Source organism: Pseudomonas sp. G1002, from assembly GCF_013385455.1.
Taxonomy (GTDB): Bacteria; Pseudomonadota; Gammaproteobacteria; order Pseudomonadales; family Pseudomonadaceae; genus Aquipseudomonas.
On sequence record NZ_JACAPY010000005.1, the window covers coordinates 1 to 24,532 of the forward strand.

The 24,532-nt window shown below is 55.3% G+C and carries 26 protein-coding genes and 4 tRNA genes; all 30 read left to right on the forward strand.

The features are described 5' to 3' along the window. Nucleotides 1-129: 129 nt before the first annotated feature. The 30 genes from birA (at nucleotide 130) to rpsQ (ending at nucleotide 24,531) form a co-directional block, all read left to right on the forward strand. Nucleotides 130-1,089: a bifunctional biotin--[acetyl-CoA-carboxylase] ligase/biotin operon repressor BirA gene (birA, locus tag HX801_RS01730; protein ID WP_177021467.1), complete on the forward strand. Its 960-nt coding sequence runs from the start codon at nucleotides 130-132 to the stop codon at nucleotides 1,087-1,089. Further along, complete coding sequence (locus HX801_RS01735; protein ID WP_087692333.1) at nucleotides 1,079-1,828, forward strand: pantothenate kinase; 750 nt, start codon at nucleotides 1,079-1,081, stop codon at nucleotides 1,826-1,828. Before birA ends, HX801_RS01735 begins: the two co-directional genes overlap by 11 nt. Nucleotides 1,829-1,835: 7 nt before the next feature. Next, nucleotides 1,836-2,282, forward strand: a complete 447-nt coding sequence (locus HX801_RS01740; protein ID WP_102370007.1) for a hypothetical protein — start codon at nucleotides 1,836-1,838, stop codon at nucleotides 2,280-2,282. A 143-nt stretch (nucleotides 2,283-2,425) separates the two neighbouring features. Beyond that, nucleotides 2,426-2,510, forward strand: a tRNA-Tyr gene (locus HX801_RS01745). 23 nt (nucleotides 2,511-2,533) lie between these two features. Continuing rightward, nucleotides 2,534-2,607: transfer RNA gene (locus HX801_RS01750), tRNA-Gly, on the forward strand. 26 nt (nucleotides 2,608-2,633) lie between these two features. Then, nucleotides 2,634-2,709 (forward strand) — tRNA-Thr (locus HX801_RS01755). 163 nt (nucleotides 2,710-2,872) lie between these two features. Next, nucleotides 2,873-2,948: transfer RNA gene (locus HX801_RS01760), tRNA-Trp, on the forward strand. Between the two features lie 45 nt (nucleotides 2,949-2,993). Then, a complete protein-coding gene (gene secE / locus HX801_RS01765; protein ID WP_003210099.1) occupies nucleotides 2,994-3,362 on the forward strand; it encodes a preprotein translocase subunit SecE in 369 nt (122 codons plus the stop codon). 9 nt (nucleotides 3,363-3,371) lie between these two features. Beyond that, on the forward strand, nucleotides 3,372-3,905 hold the full coding sequence (gene nusG / locus HX801_RS01770) for a transcription termination/antitermination protein NusG (RefSeq protein WP_003176436.1): 534 nt from the start codon (nucleotides 3,372-3,374) through the stop codon (nucleotides 3,903-3,905). Nucleotides 3,906-4,022: 117 nt separating this feature from the next. Then, nucleotides 4,023-4,454 (forward strand): 50S ribosomal protein L11, encoded by a 432-nt coding sequence (gene rplK / locus HX801_RS01775; protein ID WP_003210097.1) that lies wholly within the window; start codon nucleotides 4,023-4,025, stop codon nucleotides 4,452-4,454. Further along, nucleotides 4,454-5,149 (forward strand): 50S ribosomal protein L1, encoded by a 696-nt coding sequence (gene rplA, locus HX801_RS01780; RefSeq protein ID WP_003176434.1) that lies wholly within the window; start codon nucleotides 4,454-4,456, stop codon nucleotides 5,147-5,149. Before rplK ends, rplA begins: the two co-directional genes overlap by 1 nt. Before the next feature lie 198 nt (nucleotides 5,150-5,347). Next, complete coding sequence (gene rplJ, locus HX801_RS01785; protein ID WP_003210095.1) at nucleotides 5,348-5,848, forward strand: 50S ribosomal protein L10; 501 nt, start codon at nucleotides 5,348-5,350, stop codon at nucleotides 5,846-5,848. A 78-nt stretch (nucleotides 5,849-5,926) separates the two neighbouring features. Beyond that, complete coding sequence (gene rplL / locus HX801_RS01790) at nucleotides 5,927-6,292, forward strand: 50S ribosomal protein L7/L12 (protein WP_003210093.1); 366 nt, start codon at nucleotides 5,927-5,929, stop codon at nucleotides 6,290-6,292. Between the two features lie 220 nt (nucleotides 6,293-6,512). Next, nucleotides 6,513-10,586: a DNA-directed RNA polymerase subunit beta gene (gene rpoB / locus HX801_RS01795; protein WP_017476319.1), complete on the forward strand. Its 4,074-nt coding sequence runs from the start codon at nucleotides 6,513-6,515 to the stop codon at nucleotides 10,584-10,586. 64 nt (nucleotides 10,587-10,650) lie between these two features. Further along, nucleotides 10,651-14,850 carry a DNA-directed RNA polymerase subunit beta' gene (rpoC, locus tag HX801_RS01800; RefSeq protein WP_003210090.1) on the forward strand — a complete coding sequence of 1,400 codons (4,200 nt, stop codon included), beginning with the start codon at nucleotides 10,651-10,653 and terminating at the stop codon, nucleotides 14,848-14,850. 216 nt (nucleotides 14,851-15,066) lie between these two features. Further along, nucleotides 15,067-15,438 carry a 30S ribosomal protein S12 gene (gene rpsL / locus HX801_RS01805; RefSeq protein ID WP_002555494.1) on the forward strand — a complete coding sequence of 124 codons (372 nt, stop codon included), beginning with the start codon at nucleotides 15,067-15,069 and terminating at the stop codon, nucleotides 15,436-15,438. A gap of 118 nt (nucleotides 15,439-15,556) precedes the next feature. Further along, nucleotides 15,557-16,027 (forward strand): 30S ribosomal protein S7, encoded by a 471-nt coding sequence (rpsG, locus tag HX801_RS01810; protein ID WP_002555493.1) that lies wholly within the window; start codon nucleotides 15,557-15,559, stop codon nucleotides 16,025-16,027. Nucleotides 16,028-16,057: 30 nt separating this feature from the next. Further along, nucleotides 16,058-18,163, forward strand: a complete 2,106-nt coding sequence (gene fusA / locus HX801_RS01815) for an elongation factor G (RefSeq protein ID WP_003210087.1) — start codon at nucleotides 16,058-16,060, stop codon at nucleotides 18,161-18,163. 30 nt (nucleotides 18,164-18,193) lie between these two features. Then, nucleotides 18,194-19,387, forward strand: coding sequence for an elongation factor Tu (gene tuf, locus HX801_RS01820; RefSeq protein WP_003210085.1), 1,194 nt, complete (start codon nucleotides 18,194-18,196; stop codon nucleotides 19,385-19,387). A gap of 141 nt (nucleotides 19,388-19,528) precedes the next feature. Next, a complete protein-coding gene (gene rpsJ, locus HX801_RS01825) occupies nucleotides 19,529-19,840 on the forward strand; it encodes a 30S ribosomal protein S10 (RefSeq protein WP_003210084.1) in 312 nt (103 codons plus the stop codon). Nucleotides 19,841-19,921: 81 nt separating this feature from the next. Next, nucleotides 19,922-20,557 carry a 50S ribosomal protein L3 gene (gene rplC, locus HX801_RS01830; RefSeq protein WP_003194649.1) on the forward strand — a complete coding sequence of 212 codons (636 nt, stop codon included), beginning with the start codon at nucleotides 19,922-19,924 and terminating at the stop codon, nucleotides 20,555-20,557. 12 nt (nucleotides 20,558-20,569) lie between these two features. Then, nucleotides 20,570-21,172, forward strand: a complete 603-nt coding sequence (gene rplD, locus HX801_RS01835; RefSeq protein ID WP_003210082.1) for a 50S ribosomal protein L4 — start codon at nucleotides 20,570-20,572, stop codon at nucleotides 21,170-21,172. Continuing rightward, on the forward strand, nucleotides 21,169-21,468 hold the full coding sequence (gene rplW, locus HX801_RS01840; protein ID WP_002555488.1) for a 50S ribosomal protein L23: 300 nt from the start codon (nucleotides 21,169-21,171) through the stop codon (nucleotides 21,466-21,468). The genes rplD and rplW overlap by 4 nt, the downstream gene beginning before the upstream one ends. A gap of 14 nt (nucleotides 21,469-21,482) precedes the next feature. Then, entirely contained in the window at nucleotides 21,483-22,307 is an 825-nt protein-coding gene (gene rplB / locus HX801_RS01845; protein WP_003210080.1) for a 50S ribosomal protein L2, read from the forward strand. A gap of 16 nt (nucleotides 22,308-22,323) precedes the next feature. After that, a complete protein-coding gene (gene rpsS / locus HX801_RS01850) occupies nucleotides 22,324-22,599 on the forward strand; it encodes a 30S ribosomal protein S19 (protein WP_002555486.1) in 276 nt (91 codons plus the stop codon). 13 nt (nucleotides 22,600-22,612) lie between these two features. Further along, a complete protein-coding gene (rplV, locus tag HX801_RS01855; RefSeq protein WP_003210077.1) occupies nucleotides 22,613-22,945 on the forward strand; it encodes a 50S ribosomal protein L22 in 333 nt (110 codons plus the stop codon). Nucleotides 22,946-22,958: 13 nt separating this feature from the next. Next, the gene (gene rpsC, locus HX801_RS01860) at nucleotides 22,959-23,645 is read left to right on the forward strand and encodes a 30S ribosomal protein S3 (protein ID WP_003176422.1); all 687 of its coding nucleotides are present in this window, start codon (nucleotides 22,959-22,961) and stop codon (nucleotides 23,643-23,645) included. Nucleotides 23,646-23,657: 12 nt separating this feature from the next. After that, on the forward strand, nucleotides 23,658-24,071 hold the full coding sequence (rplP, locus tag HX801_RS01865; RefSeq protein WP_003210075.1) for a 50S ribosomal protein L16: 414 nt from the start codon (nucleotides 23,658-23,660) through the stop codon (nucleotides 24,069-24,071). After that, a complete protein-coding gene (gene rpmC, locus HX801_RS01870) occupies nucleotides 24,071-24,262 on the forward strand; it encodes a 50S ribosomal protein L29 (protein WP_002555481.1) in 192 nt (63 codons plus the stop codon). The genes rplP and rpmC overlap by 1 nt, the downstream gene beginning before the upstream one ends. Nucleotides 24,263-24,264: 2 nt before the next feature. Further along, the gene (gene rpsQ / locus HX801_RS01875; RefSeq protein ID WP_003176419.1) at nucleotides 24,265-24,531 is read left to right on the forward strand and encodes a 30S ribosomal protein S17; all 267 of its coding nucleotides are present in this window, start codon (nucleotides 24,265-24,267) and stop codon (nucleotides 24,529-24,531) included. The last annotated feature ends 1 nt before the right edge of the window (nucleotide 24,532 follow it).

Genomic DNA, 24,532 nt, shown 5'->3' on the forward strand with positions numbered 1-24,532 from the left:
TTTTGTTTTGGGCGGTCGGAAAATTTGGGCGGTCGAATTTCAAGCATCTTCAATGCTAACGTCCTGCCTTTCTATGCAATGGCCTAATGCATGGCTATCATGCGTGCCTCATTGTGAGGCGAGACCTGCATGCTGACGTTGTTGAAACTTCTAAAAGATGGCCGATTCCACTCCGGGGAGGCGCTCGGTGCTGCCTTGGGTGTCAGTCGCAGTGCTGTATGGAAGCAGCTTCAGCATCTCGAGGCGGAATTGGGTCTACCTATCCATAAAGTGCGCGGCAGGGGGTATCAGTTGGCTGCGCCCCTGATACTGTTAAGTGCCGATGAAATAGCTCGGCATGTACCTGTTCCTGCATGGCCTGTTCATATCTCTGACTCCATTGACTCTACCAATGCCGAGGCATTGCGGCTGATTGAATCGGGTCGCACTGCGCCATTTCTTGTGCTTTCAGAACAGCAAACTGCAGGCAGGGGAAGGCGCGGACGAAAGTGGGTCAGTCCTTTCGCTCAAAACGTCTACTACAGCCTTGTGATGCGGATCGAAGGCGGCATGCGTCAGTTGGAAGGGCTAAGCCTGGTGGTCGGACTTGCAGTTATGCAGGCGCTGCGCGACGCGGGTGTTCGTGGTGCAGGGTTGAAGTGGCCAAATGACGTTTTGGTCGGGCAGAAAAAGATCGCCGGAATTCTCCTGGAACTGGTCGGGGATCCCGCTGACGTCTGTCACGTCGTTATTGGTATCGGCATCAACGTGAACATGCAGAAGGCGGAAGAGGTCGATCAGCAATGGAGCTCCGTACAGTTGGAGAGCGGCAGTGCTGTTGATCGCAACTACCTGGTAGCGCGTCTTGGAGTGCAGCTGCAGGCTTATCTTGAGCGTCACCAGGCATCTGGCTTTTCGGCAATCCAGGGTGAGTGGGAGCAAAGCCATTTATGGCAGGGCCGGCCTGTATCGCTCATCGCGGGCGTGAACCGGATTGACGGCGTGGTGCTGGGGGTCGATGGGCAAGGTGCATTGCGGTTGAGCGTGGATGGTGTTGAGAAAGTATATAGCGGTGGTGAGCTAAGCCTGAGGTTGCGTGATGATTCTTGAGCTCGACTGTGGGAATAGCTTTATCAAATGGCGGGTACTTGAGTCGGATAAGGCTCGTATCTTTGCCGAAGGTGTCGTTGGGTCGGATGCCTCGCTGATCGACAGCCTGTTCGCGCTCACGGGGCTCGCGTTAAAAGACTGCCGGCTGGTGAGTGTTCGCGCTTCGGATGAGACGAGTCAACTGGTCGCTACCCTGGTCGAGGCATTTGGCGTCAAGGTGCTGTGTGCTGCTTCGGCGAGACAGATGGGTGGGGTGCGGAACGGGTACGAAGATTTCGAGCGCCTGGGACTGGATCGTTGGCTCGCGATGCTGGGTGGGTTTCAGCTGGCGTCGGGCGCGTGCCTGGTGCTCGATTTTGGCACCGCCGCAACAGCAGACTTCATTTCCGCAGACGGTGAGCATCTCGGCGGTTTCATTTGTCCGGGGATGCCGCTGATGCGTAATCAGCTTCGAACACATACCCGCAAAATACGCTATGACGATATCGCCGCTGAACGGGCTCTTGAGGCGCTGTCTCCAGGGCGCACAACTGTGGAGGCGGTAGAGCGCGGCTGTACGCTCATGCTGAGGGGTTTTGTGTTGACCCAGCTGGAGTTGGCTCGAAGCTATTGGGGGAGCGATTTTACCGTCTTCCTTACCGGTGGGGACGCTGAGCTCGTGGCTGACGCTGTGCCTCACGGTAGGCTTGTCCCTGATCTGGTTTTTGTTGGCTTGGCGATGGCGTGCCCTTTGTCCTGAGGTTTTTATGCGTTGGCTGTTTCTGCTTTTGCTGGTCCTCAATGTCTTCTATTACATCTGGCATCAGCAGGAGGCCCCTCTGCGCGCTAAAGATGTCACGCCTTTGGCTCTCTATCGTGGTTCTCAGCAAGATATCCGCCTGTTGAGCGAATCGGCTGATGCGATGGTTCGGCGAGACAGGGCAAAAGCGCCTGATGCGCAGGCGACGTGCTTGTATATCGGCGGTTTGCCTGATCAGAAAGAGGCTCAGTCCGTTGAGCAGCGCCTCACCAGCCTGGATATCAAGGTCAGGCTGCTGTCTCTGAACCTGCCTGATGCGTCGGGATACTGGCTGCGAGTGGCCCCTGAAAGCAGGCGTCTGGCCGATGATCTGCCCTTTGAAAACCTTGCTAATGAATTCAATGAGTTAAAACATAAAATAATGCCGTGCGAAGGCATTGCAACCTTCGAATAGTTTGCATAGAATGGCGCCCGCTTCGCAGTGAAGACCTTCTAGGTCGACAGGGTGAAGCGAAGGTCAATGCAGCTAACCTCATATTTTTTAATGAGAAAATGCTTGACAGAAGGCTGGCATGATGTAGAATGCCGGCTCGCTTAGGAGGGGTTCCCGAGCGGCCAAAGGGATCAGACTGTAAATCTGACGTCTACGACTTCGAAGGTTCGAATCCTTCCCCCTCCACCATTTTAGCGTGAGCTGCAAGCTCCGCGGGTATAGTTTAGTGGTAGAACCTCAGCCTTCCAAGCTGATGATGCGGGTTCGATTCCCGCTACCCGCTCCAAGTTTGCAGGTTGTGCAAGTTGTTTCGCTCTTGTAGCTCAGTTGGTAGAGCACACCCTTGGTAAGGGTGAGGTCAGCGGTTCAAATCCGCTCAAGAGCTCCATATAACAAGGCAGATATGAAAATATCTGCCTTTGTTTTAACAGCTACCTCCGGTTGAATATGCCCTCTCTCGCTGTTTTGTTTGGGTGGGTTTCAGGTCTGCAGGGGTTTGTTGTTGTAAAGTCTTTTTCAGATCGGCATAATTGTCGGCCTGATTTTGTTTTAGGTCAGTAGCTCAATTGGCAGAGCGACGGTCTCCAAAACCGTAGGTTGGGGGTTCGATTCCCTCCTGACCTGCCAGATTCACTTGGTGTGTCTGGCTTTCTTTTCACAGGATCTTCATAGATGACTCCTAAGGCTGAAGCTCAAGGCTCTCGCTTCGATCTGCTCAAGTGGCTTGTAGTAGTCGCTGTTGTGGTTGTAGGCGTTGTTGGCAACCAGTACTACTCTGGGTCGCCAATCCTGTACCGTGTCCTCGCATTGCTCGCCCTTGCTGCTGTTGCTGCCTTTGTTGGCCTGCAGACTGCAAAAGGCAAGTCGTTTGCGGTCCTGGTGAAGGAAGCTCGTACCGAGATCCGTAAAGTCGTTTGGCCGACTCGCCAAGAAACCACGCAGACCACGTTGATCGTGGTAGCTGTTGTTCTGGTTATGGCGTTGCTGTTGTGGGGGCTTGATTCCCTGCTCGGCTGGCTTGTTTCCTTGATTGTTGGCTAAGGGTGTCCCGTGGCTAAGCGTTGGTACGTTGTGCATGCTTACTCGGGTTACGAGAAGCATGTCATGCGCTCTTTGCTAGAGCGCGTAAAGCTGGCAGGCATGGAAGATGGCTTCGGCGAAATTCTGGTTCCCACTGAAGAAGTGGTTGAAATGCGTAATGGCCAGAAACGCAAAAGCGAACGTAAGTTCTTCCCTGGCTACGTGCTGGTTCAAATGGACATGAATGAGGGTACTTGGCACTTGGTCAAGGACACTCCTCGCGTCATGGGTTTCATCGGCGGTACCGCTGATAAGCCTGCTCCGATCACTGACAAAGAAGCAGAAGCAATTCTGCGTCGCGTTGCTGATGGTAGCGACAAGCCCAAGCCGAAGACGTTGTTCGAGCCGGGTGAGGTTGTTCGTGTCACAGATGGTCCGTTCGCTGATTTTAACGGCACCGTCGAAGAAGTTAACTACGAAAAGAGCCGGATCCAAGTGGCAGTGCTCATTTTCGGTCGCTCTACTCCGGTAGAGCTAGAGTTCAGCCAGGTCGAAAAAGTCTAGCTGAGCAAGCATCCCAACCCCGCAGCCTTAGGCTGTGGGGTTTTGTCGTCACTGGGATAAACGCGCAAGTAACCGGGGAGCCTTTCGAGGCGTTCGAACCCGTAATTGGAGTGCCTCATGGCCAAGAAGATTACCGCTTACATCAAGCTGCAAGTGAAGGCCGCTCAGGCCAACCCAAGCCCACCTGTTGGTCCAGCTCTGGGTCAGCACGGCGTGAACATCATGGAATTCTGCAAGGCCTTCAACGCCCGTACTCAGGGTATTGAGCCAGGTCTGCCGACTCCAGTGATCATCACTGTATACAGCGACCGTAGCTTCACCTTCGAAACCAAGTCGACCCCGGCTTCGGTTCTGTTGAAGAAAGCTGCTGGTCTGACTAGCGGTTCCGCTCGTCCTAACACCGTTAAGGTTGGCACCGTGACCCGTGCTCAGCTGGAAGAAATCGCGAAAACCAAAAACGCGGATCTGACTGCAGCTGATATGGATGCAGCCGTGCGTACCATCGCCGGTTCTGCTCGTAGCATGGGCCTTAACGTGGAGGGTGTGTAATGGCTAAGCTGACCAAGCGCCAAAAGGCTATCGCCGGCAAAATCGAAGCGGGCAAGTCCTACAATTTTGTAGACGCTGCTGCTCTGCTGACCGAGCTGTCGACTGTCAAGTTCAGCGAGTCTGTTGACGTTGCTGTAAACCTGGGCGTTGACCCACGTAAATCCGACCAGGTCGTTCGTAGCGCTACTGTGCTGCCACACGGTACTGGCAAGACTGTACGTGTAGCTGTCTTCACCCAAGGCCCAGCAGCTGAAGCTGCTCTGGCCGCCGGCGCCGATCGCGTTGGCATGGACGACCTGGCTGCCGAAATGAAAGGCGGCGACCTGAACTATGACGTCGTAATTGCTTCCCCGGATGCAATGCGCGTTGTAGGTCAGTTGGGTCAGATCCTCGGTCCACGTGGCCTGATGCCTAACCCTAAAGTCGGCACCGTGACTCCAGACGTAGCTACCGCGGTTAAAAACGCCAAGGCTGGTCAGGTTCGTTATCGCACCGACAAAAACGGCATCATTCACACCTCCGTTGGCAAAGTCGGCTTTGATGCCGTCAAGCTGAAGGAAAACGTTGAAGCCCTGATCGCTGACCTGAAGCGTATCAAGCCAGCTTCCTCGAAAGGTATCTACGTCAAGCGCGTTACCCTGAGCACCACTATGGGCCCAGGTCTGGTCATCGACCAAGGCTCGCTGGACGTATAAGACACAAATTGGCGCAAGTAATTGCGCCAATTGAAAGATTGGGGTCCCTGCCTGGCGGGGGCTATCCAAGACCGTAGGCGACGCAAGTCTTAAACCACAAGCCTACGCAGATGGTGCTCCCGGTTCCTTACCGAATCAGACACCAAAACGACATCCGGCCCAGGCCAGATGAAACGGTAACAAGCAGGAGTTAAACCCGTGGCAATTAATCTCGAAGACAAGAAGGCCATCGTCGCTGAAGTCAACGAGGCTGCCAAAGCTGCTCTGTCCGCTGTCGTGGCTGATGCCCGTGGTGTGACAGTAAGCGCTATGACCGGACTCCGTAAAGAGGCTCGTGAAGCTGGCGTATACGTACGTGTTGTACGTAACACCCTGCTCAAGCGCGCTGTTGCTGACACTGAATACAGTGTCCTCAACGACGTGTTCACCGGCCCGACCCTGATTGCGTTCTCCAAGGAACATCCTGGCGCTGCTGCCCGTTTGTTCAAGGAATTCGCCAAGGGTCAGGATAAGTTCGAGATCAAGGCAGCTGCGTTCGAGGGCAAGTTCCTCGCAGCTAACCAAATCGACGTACTGGCAACACTGCCGACCCGTAACGAAGCTATTTCTCAGCTGATGAGCGTGATTCAAGGCGCTACCAGCAAGTTGGCTCGTACTCTGGCCGCAGTTCGCGAGCAAAAAGAAGCTGCCGCAGCCTAAGGCTGAGCATCTCCTCTCGCGTATTTTTGTTTATTTCGATGGCCGCGTAGGCCGTCCCCCAATTCAGGAATTACAGCAATGTCTATCTCCCAAGACGATATCCTCAACGCCGTAGCTGAAATGTCGGTTCTGCAGGTTGTTGAGCTGATCAAAGCTTTCGAAGAAAAATTCGGTGTTTCCGCTGCCGCTGCTTCGGCTGGCCCAGCTGTTGCCGCTGTTGCTGCTGAAGAGCAAACCGAATTCAACGTCATGCTGCTGGAAGCTGGCGAGAAGAAAGTAAACGTGATCAAGGCAGTACGTGAACTGACCGGTCTGGGCCTGAAAGAAGCCAAGGCAGTAGTTGACGGCGCCCCTGCCCAGGTTCTGGAAGCAGTGTCGAAAGACGCAGCTGACAAAGCTAAAGCAGTGCTGGAAGAAGCAGGCGCTAAAGTCGAGCTGAAGTAAGCATCGACCTTGCGTCTCCAGCCCAAGCGTTAAGCTGAAGGCTGATGGCTGGTGGCTCTTGCCACCGGCCTTTTTCCGTTATTGGCAATCGACTCGGTCGTCGCCTATAACGCGCTGTAACCACCCGATGCGGTGGCGCAAACCATGGGGTTTGCAAGATTTTCTGGCTGCTCCCGTCGGGAGGGGCCAAACAAGCAGGTGACCAAGCTGGGGAACGCTGATGGCTTACTCATATACTGAGAAAAAACGTATCCGCAAGGACTTTAGCAAGTTGCCGGACGTCATGGATGTCCCGTACCTTCTGGCTATCCAGCTGGATTCGTATCGTGAATTCTTGCAGGCGGGAGCGACCAAAGATCAGTTCCGCGACGTGGGCCTGCATGCGGCCTTCAAATCCGTTTTCCCGATCATCAGCTACTCCGGCAATGCTGCGCTGGAGTACGTCGGTTATCGCCTGGGCGAACCGGCATTTGATGTCAAAGAATGCGTGTTGCGCGGTGTTACGTACGCCGTACCTTTGCGGGTAAAAGTCCGTCTGATCATCTTCGACAAAGAGTCGTCGAACAAAGCGATCAAGGACATCAAAGAGCAAGAAGTCTACATGGGTGAAATCCCCCTGATGACTGAGAACGGTACCTTCGTTATCAACGGTACCGAGCGCGTTATCGTTTCCCAGCTGCACCGTTCCCCGGGCGTGTTCTTTGACCACGACCGCGGCAAGACGCACAGCTCCGGCAAGCTCCTGTACTCCGCGCGGATCATTCCGTACCGCGGTTCGTGGTTGGACTTCGAGTTCGACCCGAAAGACTGCGTGTTCGTGCGTATCGACCGTCGTCGCAAGCTGCCGGCCTCGGTACTGCTGCGCGCGCTCGGCTATACCACTGAGCAAGTGCTGGACGCTTTCTACACCACTAACGTATTCCACCTGAGCGGCGAAACCCTCAGCCTGGAACTGGTGCCTCAGCGCCTGCGTGGTGAGATTGCCGTTCTGGACATCCAGGACGAAAAAGGCAAGGTCATCGTTGAAGCCGGCCGCCGTATTACCGCGCGCCACATCAACCAGATCGAAAAAGCCGGTATCAAGACGCTGGAAGTGCCTCTGGACTACGTCCTGGGTCGCACCACCGCCAAGGTCATCGTGCACCCGGCCACCGGCGAAATCCTGGCTGAATGCAACACCGAGCTGAACACCGAGATCCTGGCGAAAATCGCCAAGTCCCAGGTTGTTCGCATCGAGACCCTGTACACCAACGACATCGACTGCGGCCCGTTCGTCTCCGACACCCTGAAGATCGACTCCACCAGCAACCAATTGGAAGCGCTGGTCGAGATCTATCGCATGATGCGTCCTGGCGAGCCACCAACCAAAGACGCTGCCGAGACCCTGTTCAACAACCTGTTCTTCAGCCCTGAGCGCTATGACCTGTCTGCGGTCGGCCGGATGAAGTTCAACCGTCGTATCGGTCGTACCGAGATCGAAGGTTCGGGCGTGCTGTGCAAGGAAGACATCGTCGCGGTACTGAAGACCCTGGTCGACATCCGTAACGGCAAAGGCATCGTCGATGACATCGACCACCTGGGTAACCGTCGTGTTCGCTGCGTAGGCGAAATGGCCGAGAACCAGTTCCGCGTTGGCCTGGTACGTGTTGAGCGTGCGGTCAAAGAGCGTCTGTCGATGGCCGAAAGCGAAGGCCTGATGCCGCAAGACCTGATCAACGCCAAGCCAGTGGCTGCGGCGGTGAAAGAGTTCTTCGGTTCCAGCCAGCTCTCGCAGTTCATGGACCAGAACAACCCGCTCTCCGAGATCACCCACAAGCGCCGTGTTTCCGCACTGGGCCCGGGCGGTCTGACTCGTGAGCGTGCAGGCTTTGAAGTCCGTGACGTACACCCGACTCACTACGGTCGTGTATGCCCGATTGAAACGCCGGAAGGTCCGAACATCGGCCTGATCAACTCCCTGGCTGCCTATGCGCGCACCAACCAGTACGGCTTCCTCGAGAGCCCGTACCGCGTGGTGAAAGACGCACTGGTCACCGACGAGATCGTGTTCCTGTCCGCCATCGAAGAAGCTGATCACGTGATCGCTCAGGCTTCGGCCACGATGAACGACAAGAAAATGCTGATCGACGAGCTGGTAGCTGTTCGTCACTTGAACGAGTTCACCGTCAAGGCGCCGGAAGACGTCACCTTGATGGACGTATCGCCGAAGCAGGTAGTTTCGGTTGCAGCGTCGCTGATCCCGTTCCTGGAACACGATGACGCCAACCGTGCGTTGATGGGTTCCAACATGCAGCGTCAAGCTGTACCGACCCTGCGCGCTGACAAGCCGCTGGTAGGTACCGGCATGGAGCGTAACGTAGCCCGTGACTCCGGCGTTTGCGTCGTGGCTCGTCGTGGCGGCGTGATCGACTCCGTTGATGCCAGCCGTATCGTGGTTCGTGTTGCCGATGACGAAGTTGAAACTGGCGAAGCCGGTGTCGACATCTACAACTTGACCAAATACACCCGCTCCAACCAGAACACCTGCATCAACCAGCGTCCGCTGGTCAGCAAGGGTGATCGGGTTCAGCGCAGCGACATCATGGCAGACGGTCCGTCCACCGATATGGGTGAGCTGGCACTGGGTCAGAACATGCGCATCGCGTTCATGGCCTGGAACGGTTACAACTTCGAAGACTCCATCTGCCTGTCCGAGCGTGTGGTTCAGGAAGATCGCTTCACCACGATCCACATTCAGGAACTGACCTGTGTGGCGCGTGACACCAAGCTTGGGCCAGAGGAAATCACTGCAGACATCCCGAACGTGGGTGAAGCTGCACTGAACAAGCTGGACGAAGCCGGTATCGTTTACGTAGGTGCTGAAGTTGGCGCAGGCGACATTCTGGTAGGCAAGGTCACTCCGAAAGGCGAGACCCAACTGACTCCGGAAGAGAAGCTGTTGCGTGCCATCTTCGGTGAAAAAGCCAGCGACGTTAAAGACACTTCCCTGCGTGTACCTACCGGTACCAAGGGCACTGTCATCGACGTACAGGTCTTCACCCGTGACGGCGTTGAGCGTGATGCTCGTGCGCTGTCCATCGAGAAGACCCAACTCGACGAGATCCGCAAGGATCTGAACGAAGAGTTCCGTATCGTTGAAGGCGCGACCTTCGAACGTCTGCGTTCCGCCCTGGTAGGCCACAAGGCTGAAGGCGGCGCAGGTCTGAAGAAAGGTCAGGACATCACCGACGAAGTACTCGACGGTCTTGAGCACGGGCAGTGGTTCAAACTGCGCATGGCTGAAGATGCTCTGAACGAGCAGCTCGAGAAGGCCCAGGCCTACATCGTCGATCGTCGCCGTCTGCTGGACGACAAGTTCGAAGACAAGAAGCGCAAACTGCAGCAGGGCGATGACCTGGCTCCAGGCGTGCTGAAAATCGTCAAGGTTTACCTGGCAATCCGTCGCCGCATCCAGCCGGGCGACAAGATGGCCGGTCGTCACGGTAACAAAGGTGTGGTCTCCGTGATCATGCCGGTTGAAGACATGCCGCACGATGCCAATGGCACCCCGGTCGATGTCGTCCTCAACCCGTTGGGCGTACCTTCGCGTATGAACGTTGGTCAGATCCTTGAAACCCACCTGGGCCTCGCGGCCAAAGGTCTGGGCGAGAAGATCAACCGTATGATCGAAGAGCAGCGCAAGGTCGCAGACCTGCGCAAGTTCCTGCACGAGATCTACAACGAGATCGGCGGTCGCAACGAAGAGCTGGACACCTTCTCCGACCAGGAAATCCTGGATCTGGCGAAGAACCTGCGCGGCGGCGTTCCAATGGCTACCCCGGTGTTCGACGGTGCCAAGGAAAGCGAAATCAAGGCCATGCTGAAACTGGCAGACCTGCCAGAAAGCGGCCAGATGCAGCTGTTCGACGGCCGTACCGGCAACAAGTTTGAGCGCCCGGTTACTGTTGGCTACATGTACATGCTGAAGCTGAACCACTTGGTAGACGACAAGATGCACGCTCGTTCTACCGGTTCGTACAGCCTGGTTACCCAGCAGCCGCTGGGTGGTAAGGCTCAGTTCGGTGGTCAGCGTTTCGGGGAGATGGAGGTCTGGGCACTGGAAGCATACGGTGCTGCTTACACTCTGCAAGAAATGCTCACAGTGAAGTCGGACGATGTGAACGGTCGGACCAAGATGTACAAAAACATCGTGGACGGCGATCACCGTATGGAGCCGGGCATGCCCGAGTCTTTCAACGTGTTGATCAAAGAAATTCGTTCCCTCGGCATCGATATCGATCTGGAAACCGAATAACACGTGACGCGAATCGAGAGCGGGGCTGTTTAGCCCGCTCTCTGCTCCGCCAGGAGGAAAGGCCTTGAAAGACCTACTGAATTTGCTGAAAAACCAGGGTCAAGTCGAAGAGTTCGACGCCATCCGTATTGGGTTGGCATCGCCTGAGATGATCCGTTCGTGGTCGTTCGGTGAAGTTAAAAAGCCGGAAACCATCAACTACCGTACGTTCAAACCAGAGCGTGACGGCCTGTTCTGCGCCAAGATCTTTGGCCCGGTAAAGGATTACGAGTGCCTGTGCGGTAAGTACAAGCGCTTGAAGCACCGTGGTGTGATCTGCGAGAAGTGCGGCGTTGAAGTTGCACTGGCCAAGGTTCGTCGTGAGCGCATGGCGCACATCGAGCTGGCTTCGCCGGTTGCCCACATCTGGTTCCTGAAATCACTGCCGTCCCGTATCGGCTTGCTGATGGACATGACCCTGCGTGATATCGAGCGCGTTCTCTACTTCGAGAGCTATGTCGTTATCGATCCAGGCATGACCACCCTTGAAAAGGGTCAGCTGCTGAACGACGAGCAGTACTTCGAAGCGCTGGAAGAGTTCGGCGACGATTTCGATGCCCGCATGGGTGCCGAAGCTGTCCGCGAACTGCTGCACGCCATCGACCTGGAACACGAGATTGGCCGTCTGCGTGAAGAAATTCCGCAAACCAACTCCGAAACCAAGATCAAGAAACTGTCCAAGCGTCTGAAGTTGATGGAAGCCTTCCAGGGTTCCGGCAACTTGCCAGAGTGGATGGTGCTGACCGTTCTGCCGGTTCTGCCGCCAGACCTGCGTCCGCTGGTGCCGTTGGATGGTGGTCGCTTCGCGACTTCCGACCTCAACGACCTGTACCGTCGCGTGATCAACCGTAACAACCGCTTGAAGCGTCTGCTCGACCTGTCCGCTCCGGACATCATCGTGCGCAACGAAAAGCGTATGTTGCAGGAAGCTGTCGATGCCCTGCTCGACAACGGTCGTCGTGGCCGCGCTATCACCGGTTCGAACAAGCGTCCTCTGAAATCCCTGGCTGACATGATCAAGGGTAAGCAGGGTCGTTTCCGTCAGAACTTGCTCGGTAAGCGTGTTGACTACTCCGGTCGTTCGGTAATTACCGTAGGCCCGACCCTGCGTCTGCACCAGTGCGGTCTGCCGAAGAAGATGGCTCTCGAGCTGTTCAAGCCGTTCATTTTCGGCAAGCTGGAAATGCGTGGTCTCGCGACCACCATCAAAGCTGCCAAGAAAATGGTCGAGCGCGAGCTGCCAGAGGTTTGGGACGTTCTCGCTGAAGTGATCCGTGAACACCCGGTTCTCCTCAACCGTGCACCGACCCTTCACCGTCTGGGTATCCAGGCGTTTGAACCAGTACTGATCGAAGGTAAGGCTATCCAGCTGCACCCGCTGGTCTGTGCTGCGTACAACGCCGACTTCGACGGCGACCAAATGGCCGTGCACGTACCGCTGACGCTGGAAGCCCAGCTGGAAGCGCGTGCGTTGATGATGTCGACCAACAACATTCTGTCGCCAGCCAACGGTGAGCCAATCATCGTTCCGTCGCAGGACGTTGTATTGGGTCTGTACTACATGACTCGTGAAGCGATCAACGCCAAGGGCGAAGGTCGTGTGTTCGCGGATCTGCAGGAAGTTGACCGTGTGTTCCGTGCCGGCGAAGCCGCACTGCACGCCAAGGTTAAAGTCCGCATCCACGAAACTATCAACGATCGTGACGGTGGCAGCGTCAAGAACACCCGTATCGTCGACACCACTGTCGGCCGTGCGCTGCTGTTCCAGGTTGTTCCACCTGGCCTGTCGTACGACGTGGTCAACCAGCCAATGAAGAAAAAGGCGATCTCCAAGCTGATCAACCAGTGCTACCGCGTGGTTGGTTTGAAAGAGACCGTTATCTTCGCTGACCAGTTGATGTACACCGGTTTTGCTTATTCGACCATTTCCGGCGTTTCCATCGGTGTTAACGACTTCGTTATCCCGGACGAGAAAGCCGCCATCATCGGTGCTGCCACCGATGAAGTGAAAGAGATCGAAAGCCAGTACGCCTCCGGCCTGGTAACCCAGGGCGAGAAGTACAACAAAGTGATCGACCTTTGGTCCAAGGCCAACGACGAAGTGTCGAAGGCGATGATGTCGAACCTCTCGAAAGAGCGTGTTATCGACCGTCATGGCGTGGAAGTCGATCAAGAGTCGTTCAACTCGATGTACATGATGGCCGACTCGGGCGCACGGGGTTCTGCTGCGCAGATCCGTCAGCTCGCCGGTATGCGTGGCCTGATGGCCAAGCCGGACGGTTCCATCATCGAAACGCCGATTACTGCGAACTTCCGTGAAGGTTTGAGCGTACTTCAGTACTTCATCTCGACTCACGGTGCTCGTAAAGGTCTGGCGGATACCGCGTTGAAAACCGCTAACTCCGGTTACCTGACTCGTCGTCTGGTAGACGTTGCGCAAGACTTGGTTGTGACTGAAGTTGACTGCGGCACCGAACACGGTCTGCTGATGACTCCGCACATCGAAGGCGGCGACGTTGTAGAACCGTTGGGTGAGCGCGTACTGGGTCGAGTAATCGCCCGTGACGTATTCAAGCCAGGTACCGAGGAAGTCATCGTTCCTGCCGGCACCCTGGTAGACGAGAAGTGGGTCGAGTTCATCGAACTCAACAGCATCGACGAAGTGATTGTTCGCTCGCCGATCAGCTGCGAAACCCGCTACGGCATTTGCGCCAAGTGCTACGGCCGTGACTTGGCTCGTGGTCACCAGGTGAACATCGGTGAAGCGGTCGGCGTTATCGCTGCCCAGTCCATCGGTGAGCCGGGTACCCAGCTGACCATGCGTACGTTCCACATCGGTGGTGCGGCAAGCCGGACCTCCGCCGCCGACAGCGTTCAGGTGAAGAATGGCGGTACCGTCCGTCTGCACAACCTGAAGCACGTTGAGCGAGTGGATGGCCACCTGGTTGCTGTGTCCCGTTCCGGTGAGCTGGCAATCGCTGATGACTACGGTCGTGAGCGCGAGCGTTACAAGCTGCCGTACGGTGCTGTGATTTCGGTTAAAGAAGGTGACAAGGTCGACGCTGGCGCAATCGTGGCCAAGTGGGATCCGCACACTCACCCAATCGTTACCGAAATGAAAGGTACCGTGACCTACGTGGGCATGGAAGAAGGCATCACGATCAAGCGTCAGACTGACGAATTGACCGGTATGACCAACATTGAAGTACTCGACGCCAAAGACCGTCCAGCTGCAGGCAAAGATATCCGTCCTGCCGTGAAGATGGTTGATGACAACGGCAAGGATCTGTTGCTGCCAGGCACTGACGTTATCGCTCAGTACTTCCTGCCAGCCAACGCCCTGGTCGGTGTTGCGGATGGTGCGAAGATCGCGATCGGTGATGTTATCGCTCGTATCCCGCAAGAAACTTCGAAGACCCGTGACATCACCGGTGGTCTGCCGCGTGTTGCCGACTTGTTCGAAGCTCGTCGTCCGAAAGAAGCGTCGATTCTGGCTGAAGTCAGCGGCACCATCGCGTTCGGTAAAGAGACCAAGGGCAAGCGCCGCCTGGTTATCACCCCGAACGACGGTAGCGATCCGTACGAAGAGCTGATTCCGAAGTGGCGTCACCTGAACGTCTTCGAAGGCGAACAGGTAAACCGCGGCGAAGTTATCTCCGACGGCCCGAGCGATCCACACGACATCCTGCGTCTGCTGGGTGTGAGTGCGCTGGCCAAGTACATCGTTAACGAGATCCAGGACGTTTACCGTCTGCAAGGCGTGAAGATCAACGATAAGCACATCGAGACCATCCTGCGTCAGATGCTGCGTAAAGTTGAAATCGCTGAATCCGGCGATTCGAGTTTCATCAAGGGCGACCAGATGGAACTGACTCACGTACTGGTAGAGAACGAGCGCCTGGCGAACGACGAGAAATTCGTTTCCAAGTTCACTCGTGTGTTGCTGGGTATCACCAAGGCGTCGTTGTCCACTGAGTCGTTCATCTCGGCGGCCTCCTTCCAGGAGACCACTCGCGTACTGACCGAAGCAGCGGTAACCGGCAAGCGCGATTACCTGCGCGGCCTGAAAGAAAACGTGGTTGTGGGTCGTCTGATCCCGGCCGGTACCGGTTTGGCCTACCACAGCGAGCGTAAGCGTCGCCGTGAACTCGACAAGCCGTTGCGCGTAAGCGCCAGTGAAGTGGAAGCTGCACTGACCGAAGCGCTGAACTCAAGCGGTAACTGAGTTCTGCGGTAAATAAGACCGGGCCCTGGCAGCCCCGTTCGTCGGATCGAGACAGATTTGTCCCGGTTCGATGGAAGGGGAGGTCGGGGCCTTGCCTTGACTGGGGACAAGATCCTCTTTAGACTCTTGTACCCCTAAATTTGGCGGGAATTCGTTCCTGCCATTTTGCTTTTCTTGCAAGACAATAGCGTCGCAAGACAACAGTGGAGCTAGTAGATGGCAACTATCAACCAGCTGGTACGTCAGCCGCGTAAGCGTATCGTCGAGAAATCCGACGTGCCTGCGCTGCAGAACTGCCCGCAACGTCGTGGCGTATGCACTCGCGTGTATACCACTACGCCGAAAAAACCTAACTCGGCACTGCGTAAAGTATGCCGTGTGCGCCTGACCAACGGTTTCGAGGTTTCCTCGTACATCGGCGGTGAAGGTCACAACCTGCAAGAGCACAGCGTGGTACTGATCCGCGGCGGTCGTGTAAAAGACTTGCCAGGTGTTCGTTACCACACCGTACGCGGCTCCTTGGATACTTCCGGCGTTAAAGGTCGTAACCAGGGTCGTTCGAAGTACGGTACCAAGAAGCCTAAGTAGTAGCGGCTTTTTGTAAAACTGAATCATCTTATTTTCTGAGTCGATAAGAGTAAGGTCGGAGGCGTCCCGAAAGGGCACCGATTCCGAGCGAACCTGAAGACCGTTTGAGGGCTTATCCATGCCAAGAAGACGCGTAGCAGCCAAGCGCGAAGTGCTTGACGATCCAAAATACGGAAGCCAAATCCTGGCCAAGTTCATGAACCACGTAATGGAAAGCGGCAAGAAAGCCGTTGCCGAGCGTATCGTTTATGGCGCGCTGGAAAAGGTTAAAGAACGCAAGAACAGCGACCCCCTGGAAATCTTCGAGAAAGCTCTCGACGCCATCGCTCCGCTGGTCGAAGTGAAGTCGCGCCGTGTAGGCGGTGCTACTTACCAGGTTCCGGTTGAAGTTCGCCCGTCCCGTCGTAACGCTTTGGCAATGCGCTGGTTGGTAGACTTCGCCCGTAAGCGCGGCGAGAAGTCTATGGCCCTGCGTTTGGCTGGCGAACTGTTGGACGCTGCTGAAGGTAAAGGTGCTGCTGTTAAGAAGCGTGAAGACGTGCACCGTATGGCTGAAGCCAACAAAGCTTTCTCGCACTACCGCTTCTAATTCTAGCTTCACTAATTTTGCGAGGGCTTTATGGCTCGTACTACTCCGATTAGCCGCTACCGTAACATCGGTATCGTTGCTCACGTGGATGCTGGTAAAACCACCACCACCGAGCGCGTACTGTTTTACACCGGCAAAAGTCACAAAATGGGCGAGGTGCATGACGGCGCCGCGACCACAGACTGGATGGTTCAGGAGCAGGAGCGTGGTATTACCATTACTTCTGCTGCTATTACCGCCTTCTGGAAAGGTTCCGAGAAGCAGTACAAGGACGAGCACCGCTTCAACGTAATCGATACCCCGGGCCACGTAGACTTCACCATTGAAGTTGAGCGTTCCCTGCGCGTACTCGACGGCGCTGTCGTTGTGTTCTGCGGTACTTCGGGTGTTGAGCCTCAGTCGGAAACCGTATGGCGTCAGGCCAACAAGTACGGCGTTCCACGTCTTGTTTACGTAAACAAGATGGACCGTGCTGGTGCCAACTTCCTGCGCGTGATCGGTCAGATCAAACAGCGTCTGGGTCACACTCCGGTGCCAATCCAGTTGGCTATCGGTTCCGAAGACAACTTCCAGGGTCAGATCGATCTGATCAACATGGAAGCTGTTTACTGGAATGACGCTGACAAAGGCATGGTTCCTGTTCGTAAGCCTATCCCTGCAGAACTGCAGGAGCTGGCTGACGAGTGGCGTAACAACATGGTTGAGGCTGCTGCTGAAGCCAGCGAAGAGCTGATGAACAAGTACCTCGAAGGTGAAGAACTCACCAACGTGGAAATCAAGGCCGCTCTGCGTCAGCGTACTATCGCTGGTGAGATCGTTCTGGCTGTTTGCGGTTCTTCCTTCAAGAACAAGGGTGTTCCCCTGGTTCTCGACGCCGTTATCGACTACCTGCCTGCTCCAACCGACATTCCTGCTATCAAGGGTACCAACCCTGATAACGAGGAAGAAGAGATGGAGCGTCACGCCGATGACAGCGAGCCGTTCTCGGCTCTGGCGTTCAAGATCGCTACTGACCCATTCGTGGGTACTTTGACCTTCGTCCGCGTTTACTCGGGCGTGTTGGCCTCCGGCGACGGCGTGATCAACTCGGTTAAAGGCAAGAAAGAGCGTGTGGGTCGTATGGTGCAAATGCACGCAAACGCCCGTGAAGAGATCAAGGAAGTACGCGCTGGTGACATCGCGGCCCTGATCGGCATGAAGGACGTCACCACTGGTGAGACCTTGTGCGACGCTGCCAAGCCAATCATCCTGGTTCGCATGGACTTCCCGGAGCCGGTTATTTCGGTTGCCGTTGAGCCTAAGACCAAGGATGACCAGGAAAAAATGGGTATCGCTCTGGGCAAGCTTGCTCAGGAAGATCCATCTTTCCGCGTCAAGACTGATGAAGAGACTGGTCAAACGATCATCTCCGGCATGGGCGAGCTTCACCTGGACATCCTGGTTGACCGGATGCGCCGTGAGTTCAACGTCGAAGCCAACATCGGTAAGCCTCAGGTTTCCTATCGTGAGCGCATCACGAAGAACTGCGAAATCGAAGGCAAATTCGTTCGTCAGTCCGGCGGTCGTGGCCAGTTCGGCCATTGCTGGATCCGTTTTGCTCCTGCTGATGAAGGTCAGGAAGGTCTGCAATTCGTGAACGAAGTAGTGGGCGGTGTTGTTCCTAAGGAATACATCCCGGCTATCCAGAAGGGTATCGAAGAGCAGATGAAGAACGGTGTTGTTGCCGGCTATCCGCTCATCGGCCTGAAGGCGACCGTTTTTGACGGTTCTTACCACGACGTCGACTCCAACGAGATGGCGTTTAAGGTGGCTGCTTCCATGGCTACCAAGCAACTGGCCCAGAAGGGCGGTGGTGAGTTGCTTGAGCCAATCATGGCAGTAGAAGTCGTTACGCCTGAAGACTACATGGGTGACGTGATGGGCGACCTTAACCGTCGTCGCGGCATGATCTTGGGTATGGAAGATACGGTTTCCGGCAAAGTGATTCGTGCCGAGGTTCCGTTGGGCGAGATGTTCGGTTATGCGACCGACGTTCGTTCCATGTCTCAGGGTCGCGCAAGCTACTCTATGGAATTCAAAAAATACAACACAGCTCCGGCGCACATCGCTGAAACTGTATCCAAAAAACAAGGCTGATTCAGTCCTTTAGGCAAGGAGTTAATTGTCGTGGCTAAAGAAAAATTTGATCGTTCCCTACCGCACGTAAACGTTGGCACTATCGGCCACGTTGACCACGGTAAAACCACTCTGACCGCTGCTCTGACTCGCGTCTGCTCCGAAGTTTTCGGTTCGGCTCGTGTTGACTTCGACAAGATCGACAGCGCACCAGAAGAAAAAGCTCGTGGTATCACCATCAACACCGCGCACGTTGAATACAACTCGCTGATCCGTCACTACGCTCACGTTGACTGCCCAGGTCACGCTGACTATGTGAAGAACATGATCACCGGTGCTGCCCAGATGGACGGCGCGATCCTGGTTTGCTCGGCCGCTGATGGTCCGATGCCACAAACCCGTGAGCACATCCTGCTGTCCCGTCAGGTAGGCGTTCCGTACATCGTGGTTTTCCTGAACAAGGCTGACCTGGTAGACGACGCTGAGCTGCTGGAACTGGTTGAGATGGAAGTGCGCGATCTGCTGAGCACTTACGACTTCCCAGGCGACGACACTCCGATCATCATCGGTTCTGCTCGTATGGCTCTGGACGGTCTTGACGACAACGAAATGGGCACCACTGCCGTTCGTAAACTGGTTGAGACTCTGGACAGCTACATCCCAGATCCAGTTCGTGTTATCGACAAGCCGTTCCTGATGCCAATCGAAGACGTATTCTCGATCTCCGGTCGTGGTACTGTTGTGACTGGTCGTATCGAGCGCGGTATCGTTAAGGTTCAAGATCCACTGGAAATCGTTGGTCTGCGTGACACTACTGTCACCACCTGCACCGGTGTTGAAATGTTCCGTAAACTGCTCGACGAAGGTCGTGCAGGCGAGAACTGCGGCGTTCTGCTGCGTGGTACCAAGCGTGACGACGTTGAGCGTGGCCAGGTTCTGGTCAAGCCAGGTTCGGTTAAGCCGCACACTACCTTCGAAGCTGAAGTGTACGTGTTGAGCAAAGAAGAAGGCGGTCGTCACACTCCGTTCTTCAAAGGCTACCGTCCACAGTTCTACTTCCGGACCACTGACGTGACCGGTAACTGCGAACTGCCGGAAGGCGTTGAAATGGTAATGCCAGGCGACAACATCAAAATGGTTGTCACCCTGATCAAAACCATCGCAATGGAAGATGGTCTGCGTTTCGCTATCCGTGAAGGCGGTCGTACCGTCGGCGCTGGCGTCGTAGCCAAAATCATCGCTTAATAAGTGATGACTTGAAAAAGCCCCCGCTCAGCGGGGGCTTTTTTATTGAGTTGACACCCATATGGGGCGTCTATAGAATTGCGCCTCCTTTTAACGGGCGTGTTGCGCTCGCTGGGAATAGCAGCCGGAGTCTGAAATCCAATGGCAAATCAGCAAATTCGTATCAGGTTGAAGGCTTTTGACCACAAACTGATCGACCAATCCACCCAGGAAATCGTGGAAACCGCGAAACGTACTGGTGCTCAAGTGCGTGGTCCAATTCCACTGCCTACCCGTAAAGAGCGGTTCACCGTTCTGGTCTCCCCGCACGTCAACAAAGACGCGCGTGACCAGTACGAGATCCGTACTCATAAGCGCGTGCTGGACATCGTCCTGCCAACGGATAAAACCGTTGATGCACTTATGAAGCTTGATCTGGCGGCCGGTGTGGAAGTACAGATCAGCCTCGGCTAAGACTTGGGTCTTAGTCGTGTAACGCTCTGAAATGGGCGGCCATAGCGGGTGAAAGCCCCGTACACTCATGAGGTTTACAACATGACTATTGGTGTAGTCGGTCGTAAATGCGGTATGACCCGTATTTTCACCGAAGAAGGTGTCTCCATTCCGGTCACGGTCATTGAGATCGAACCGAATCGCGTCACCCAGTTTAAAACTGAAGAAACCGATGGCTATCGTGCAGTGCAAGTCACTGTCGGCGAGCGTCGTGCTTCGCGTGTGACTGCTGCTCAAGCAGGTCACTTCGCTAAAGCAAACGTTGCAGCTGGTCGTACTGTCATGGAGTTCCGTCTTGAAGACGGCGACTACCAGGCTGGCGATCTGATCAACGCTGAAATCTTCGCCGCTGGTCAACTGGTTGATGTAACCGGTCAGTCCAAGGGTAAAGGCTTCCAGGGTACGATCAAGCGTTGGAATTTCCGTGGCCAAGACAACACTCACGGTAACTCCGTTTCCCACCGCGTCCCGGGCTCTATTGGCCAGTGCCAGACTCCTGGTCGTGTATTCAAGGGCAAAAAAATGTCCGGTCATATGGGCGCTGAGCGCGTGACCGTGCAGTCCCTCGAAGTAGTGCGCGTCGACGCTGAACGCAATCTGTTGTTGGTCAAGGGTGCTGTTCCTGGCGCTACTGGCGGCAACCTGGTTGTACGTCCAGCGGCCAAGGCTCGCGGTTAAGGGGAAGCTGACATGCAATTAAACGTAAATGACGCTCAAGCGATCGAAGTTTCCGAACTGACATTTGGCGGCGAATTCAACGAGACGCTGGTTCACCAAGCAGTCGTGGCCTACATGGCCGGCGGCCGTCAAGGTAGCAAGCAGCAAAAGACCCGTTCCGACGTTCGTGGTGGCGGTAAGCGCCCTTGGCGTCAGAAAGGTACTGGCCGCGCTCGTGCCGGTACTATCCGTAGCCCAATCTGGCGTGGCGGCGGTACCACTTTCGCAGCACGTCCACAGGATCACACCCAGAAGCTCAACAAGAAGATGTATCGCGCAGCACTGCGCTCCATCCTTGCTGAACTCGTGCGTACTGATCGTCTGGTCGTGGTTCAGGACTTCGCTGTTGAAGCGCCGAAAACCAAAGATCTGCTGAACAAGCTGAACGGCATGGGCCTGACTGACGTCCTGATCGTGTCTGAAGCTGTTGATCAGAACCTGTACCTGGCTGCTCGCAACCTGCCACACGTTGATGTACGTGACGTGCAAGGTTCCGATCCAGTTAGTCTGATCGCATACGACAAGGTGTTGATCACCGTGTCGGCCGTGAAGAAATTCGAGGAGCTGCTGGGATGAACCAGGAACGCGTATTTAAAGTTCTGCTTGGCCCGCACGTTTCCGAAAAGGCTACGGTTCTGGCTGACAAGAAAGGCCAGTTCGTTTTCAAGGTTGCAACTGACGCAACCAAGCTGGAAATCAAGAAGGCCGTCGAAAGCCTGTTCAGCGTGAAAGTAGAGCGTGTTACTACCCTGAATGTTCTGGGTAAGAGCAAGCGCACTGCTCGCGGTCTGGGCAAGCGTAATGACTGGAAGAAGGCAGTTATCTCCCTTCAGCCAGGCCAAGATCTCGATTTCAGCAGCAGTGCTGAGTAAGGAAGGGGTGCATCATGGCAATCGTTAAATGCAAACCGACTTCCCCTGGCCGCCGTTTTGTGGTCAAGGTGGTCAACCAGGAGCTGCATAAAGGCGCTCCTCACGCACCGCTGCTCGAGAAGAAATCGAAGACTGGTGGTCGTAACAACAATGGTCGTATTACCACTCGTCACATCGGTGGTGGCCATAAGCAGCATTATCGTCTGGTCGACTTCCGTCGCAACGACAAAGATGGCATCGCTGCCACTGTCGAGCGTATCGAATACGATCCAAACCGTACTGCTCACATCGCTCTGCTGCTGTACGCAGATGGCGAGCGTCGCTACATCATCGCCCCTAAAGGCGTGAGTGCTGGTGACCAGCTGATCGCAGGTGCTTTGGCACCGATCAAGCCGGGCAACGCTCTGCAACTGCGCAACATTCCAGTTGGTAGCACCGTACACGGCATCGAATTGAAGCCGGGTAAAGGCGCGCAAATCGCTCGTTCCGCTGGTGCTTCGGCTCAGCTGATCGCTCGTGAAGGTGTCTACGTGACCCTGCGTCTGCGCTCTGGTGAAATGCGTAAAGTATTGGCTGAATGCCGTGCGACCCTGGGCGAAGTCTCGAACTCCGAGCACAGCCTGCGTTCGCTGGGTAAAGCTGGTGCCAAACGCTGGCGTGGCGTTCGCCCAACCGTTCGTGGTGTTGCCATGAACCCGGTTGACCACCCACACGGTGGTGGTGAAGGTCGTACCTCTGGTGGTCGTCATCCGGTATCGCCATGGGGCTTCCCGACTAAGGGCGCGAAGACTCGTGGTAATAAGCGTACCGACAAAATGATCGTCCGTCGTCGCAAGTAAATAGAGGGATACGACAGTGCCACGTTCTCTGAAAAAAGGTCCTTTTATTGATCTTCACCTACTGAAGAAGATCGAAGTGGCGGCGGAAAAGAACGATCGCAAACCGGTGAAAACCTGGTCGCGTCGTTCGATGATCCTGCCACAAATGGTCGGTCTGACCATCGCAGTGCATAACGGTCGTCAACATGTTCCAGTTCTCGTGAACGAAGACATGGTCGGCCACAAACTAGGCGAGTTTGCCGGTACCCGCACATATCGTGGGCACGTGGCAGACAAGAAAGCCAAGCGTTAAGGGGTAAGGAACGATGGAAGTAGCCGCTAAGTTGTCGGGCGCTCGAATCTCCGCCCAGAAAGCCCGCTTGGTCGCCGACCAGATCCGCGGGAAGAAGGTGGGCGAAGCGCTCAACCTGTTGGCTTTCAGCAGTAAGAAAGCCGCCGAGATCATCAAGAAAGTGCTGGAGTCGGCCGTAGCCAACGCCGAGCACAACGAAGGCGCAGACGTTGATGACCTGAAGGTCAGCACCGTTTTCGTCAACGAAGGGCGTTCGCTGAAGCGCATCATGCCTCGTGCCAAAGGCCGAGCTGATCGCATCGTCAAGCGGTCTTGCCATATCACTGTCAAGGTTGCTGACAAGTAACGGAGTCGAAGAGATGGGTCAGAAAGTACATCCCATTGGCATTCGCCTGGGAATCGTCAAGGAGCACACCTCCGTCTGGTACGCAGACGGTCGGACTTATGCGGACTACTTGTTCGCTGATCTGAAGGTGCGTGAGTATCTCCAAGACAAACTAAAAAGCGCGTCCGTGAGCCGTATCGATATCCATCGTCCTGCTCAAACTGCACGTATCACCATCCACACCGCTCGTCCAGGTATCGTTATCGGGAAGAAAGGTGAAGATGTTGAGAAACTGCGTCAGGACCTGACCAAGCAAATGGGTGTGCCTGTGCACATCAATATCGAAGAGATCCGCAAGCCGGAGCTCGACGGTATGCTGGTTGCGCAGAGCGTAGCTCAGCAGCTGGAGCGTCGCGTTATGTTCCGTCGCGCTATGAAGCGCGCAGTACAGAACGCCATGCGCATTGGTGCCAAAGGCATCAAAATCCAAGTGAGCGGTCGTCTCGGCGGTGCTGAAATCGCACGTACTGAATGGTATCGCGAAGGTCGTGTGCCACTGCACACCCTGCGTGCCGACATCGACTATGCCAACTACGAAGCTCACACCACCTACGGTGTGATCGGTGTAAAGGTTTGGATCTTCAAAGGCGAAGTAATTGGTGGTCGCCAAGAAGAACTGAAACCACAAGCACCAGCGCCTCGTAAAAAAGCTGCTAAGTAAGGGGTACGCCAAATGTTGCAACCAAAGCGTACGAAGTTCCGCAAGCAGATGACAGGCCACAACCGTGGTCTGGCTCAGCGCGGTAGCAAAGTCAGCTTCGGCGAATATGCGCTGAAGTCTGTAGCTCGTGGTCGTCTCACCGCTCGTCAGATCGAGTCAGCGCGTCGTGCACTGACCCGTCACGTTAAACGTGGCGGCAAGATCTGGATCCGTGTATTCCCGGACAAGCCTATCTCCAAAAAGCCCCTCGAAGTTCGGATGGGTAAAGGTAAGGGTAACGTGGAATATTGGGTTGCCCAGATTCAGCCAGGCAAAGTCCTGTATGAAATCGAGGGTGTTACTGAAGAGCTGGCGCGTGAGGCTTTCGCCCTGGCTGCTGCAAAGCTGCCGCTCGCCACCTCCTTTGTTAAACGGACGGTGATGTGATGAAAGCGAATGAACTTCGTGAAAAATCCGCACAGCAGCTGAACGAGCAACTGCTCGGCCTGCTGCGCGACCAGTTCAATCTGCGTATGCAGAAAGCAACTGGCCAGTTGGGGCAGTCTCATCTGCTCTCGCAAGTTAAGCGTGACATTGCTCGCGTGAAGACTGTGCTCAACCAGCAGGCAGGTAAGTGATCATGGCTGAAGCCGAAAAGACTGTCCGTACGCTGACTGGCCGTGTTGTCAGCGACAAGATGGACAAAACCATCACCGTTTTGATCGAGCGTCGCGTTAAGCACCCAATCTACGGTAAATACGTTAAGCGTTCGACTAAGCTGCACGCGCACGACGAAACCAACCAGTGCCACATCGGCGACAAAGTCACTATTCGTGAAACTCGTCCGTTGGCCAAGACCAAGTCTTGGGCCCTGGTTGATGTTCTCGAACGCGCTGTGGAAGTCTAAG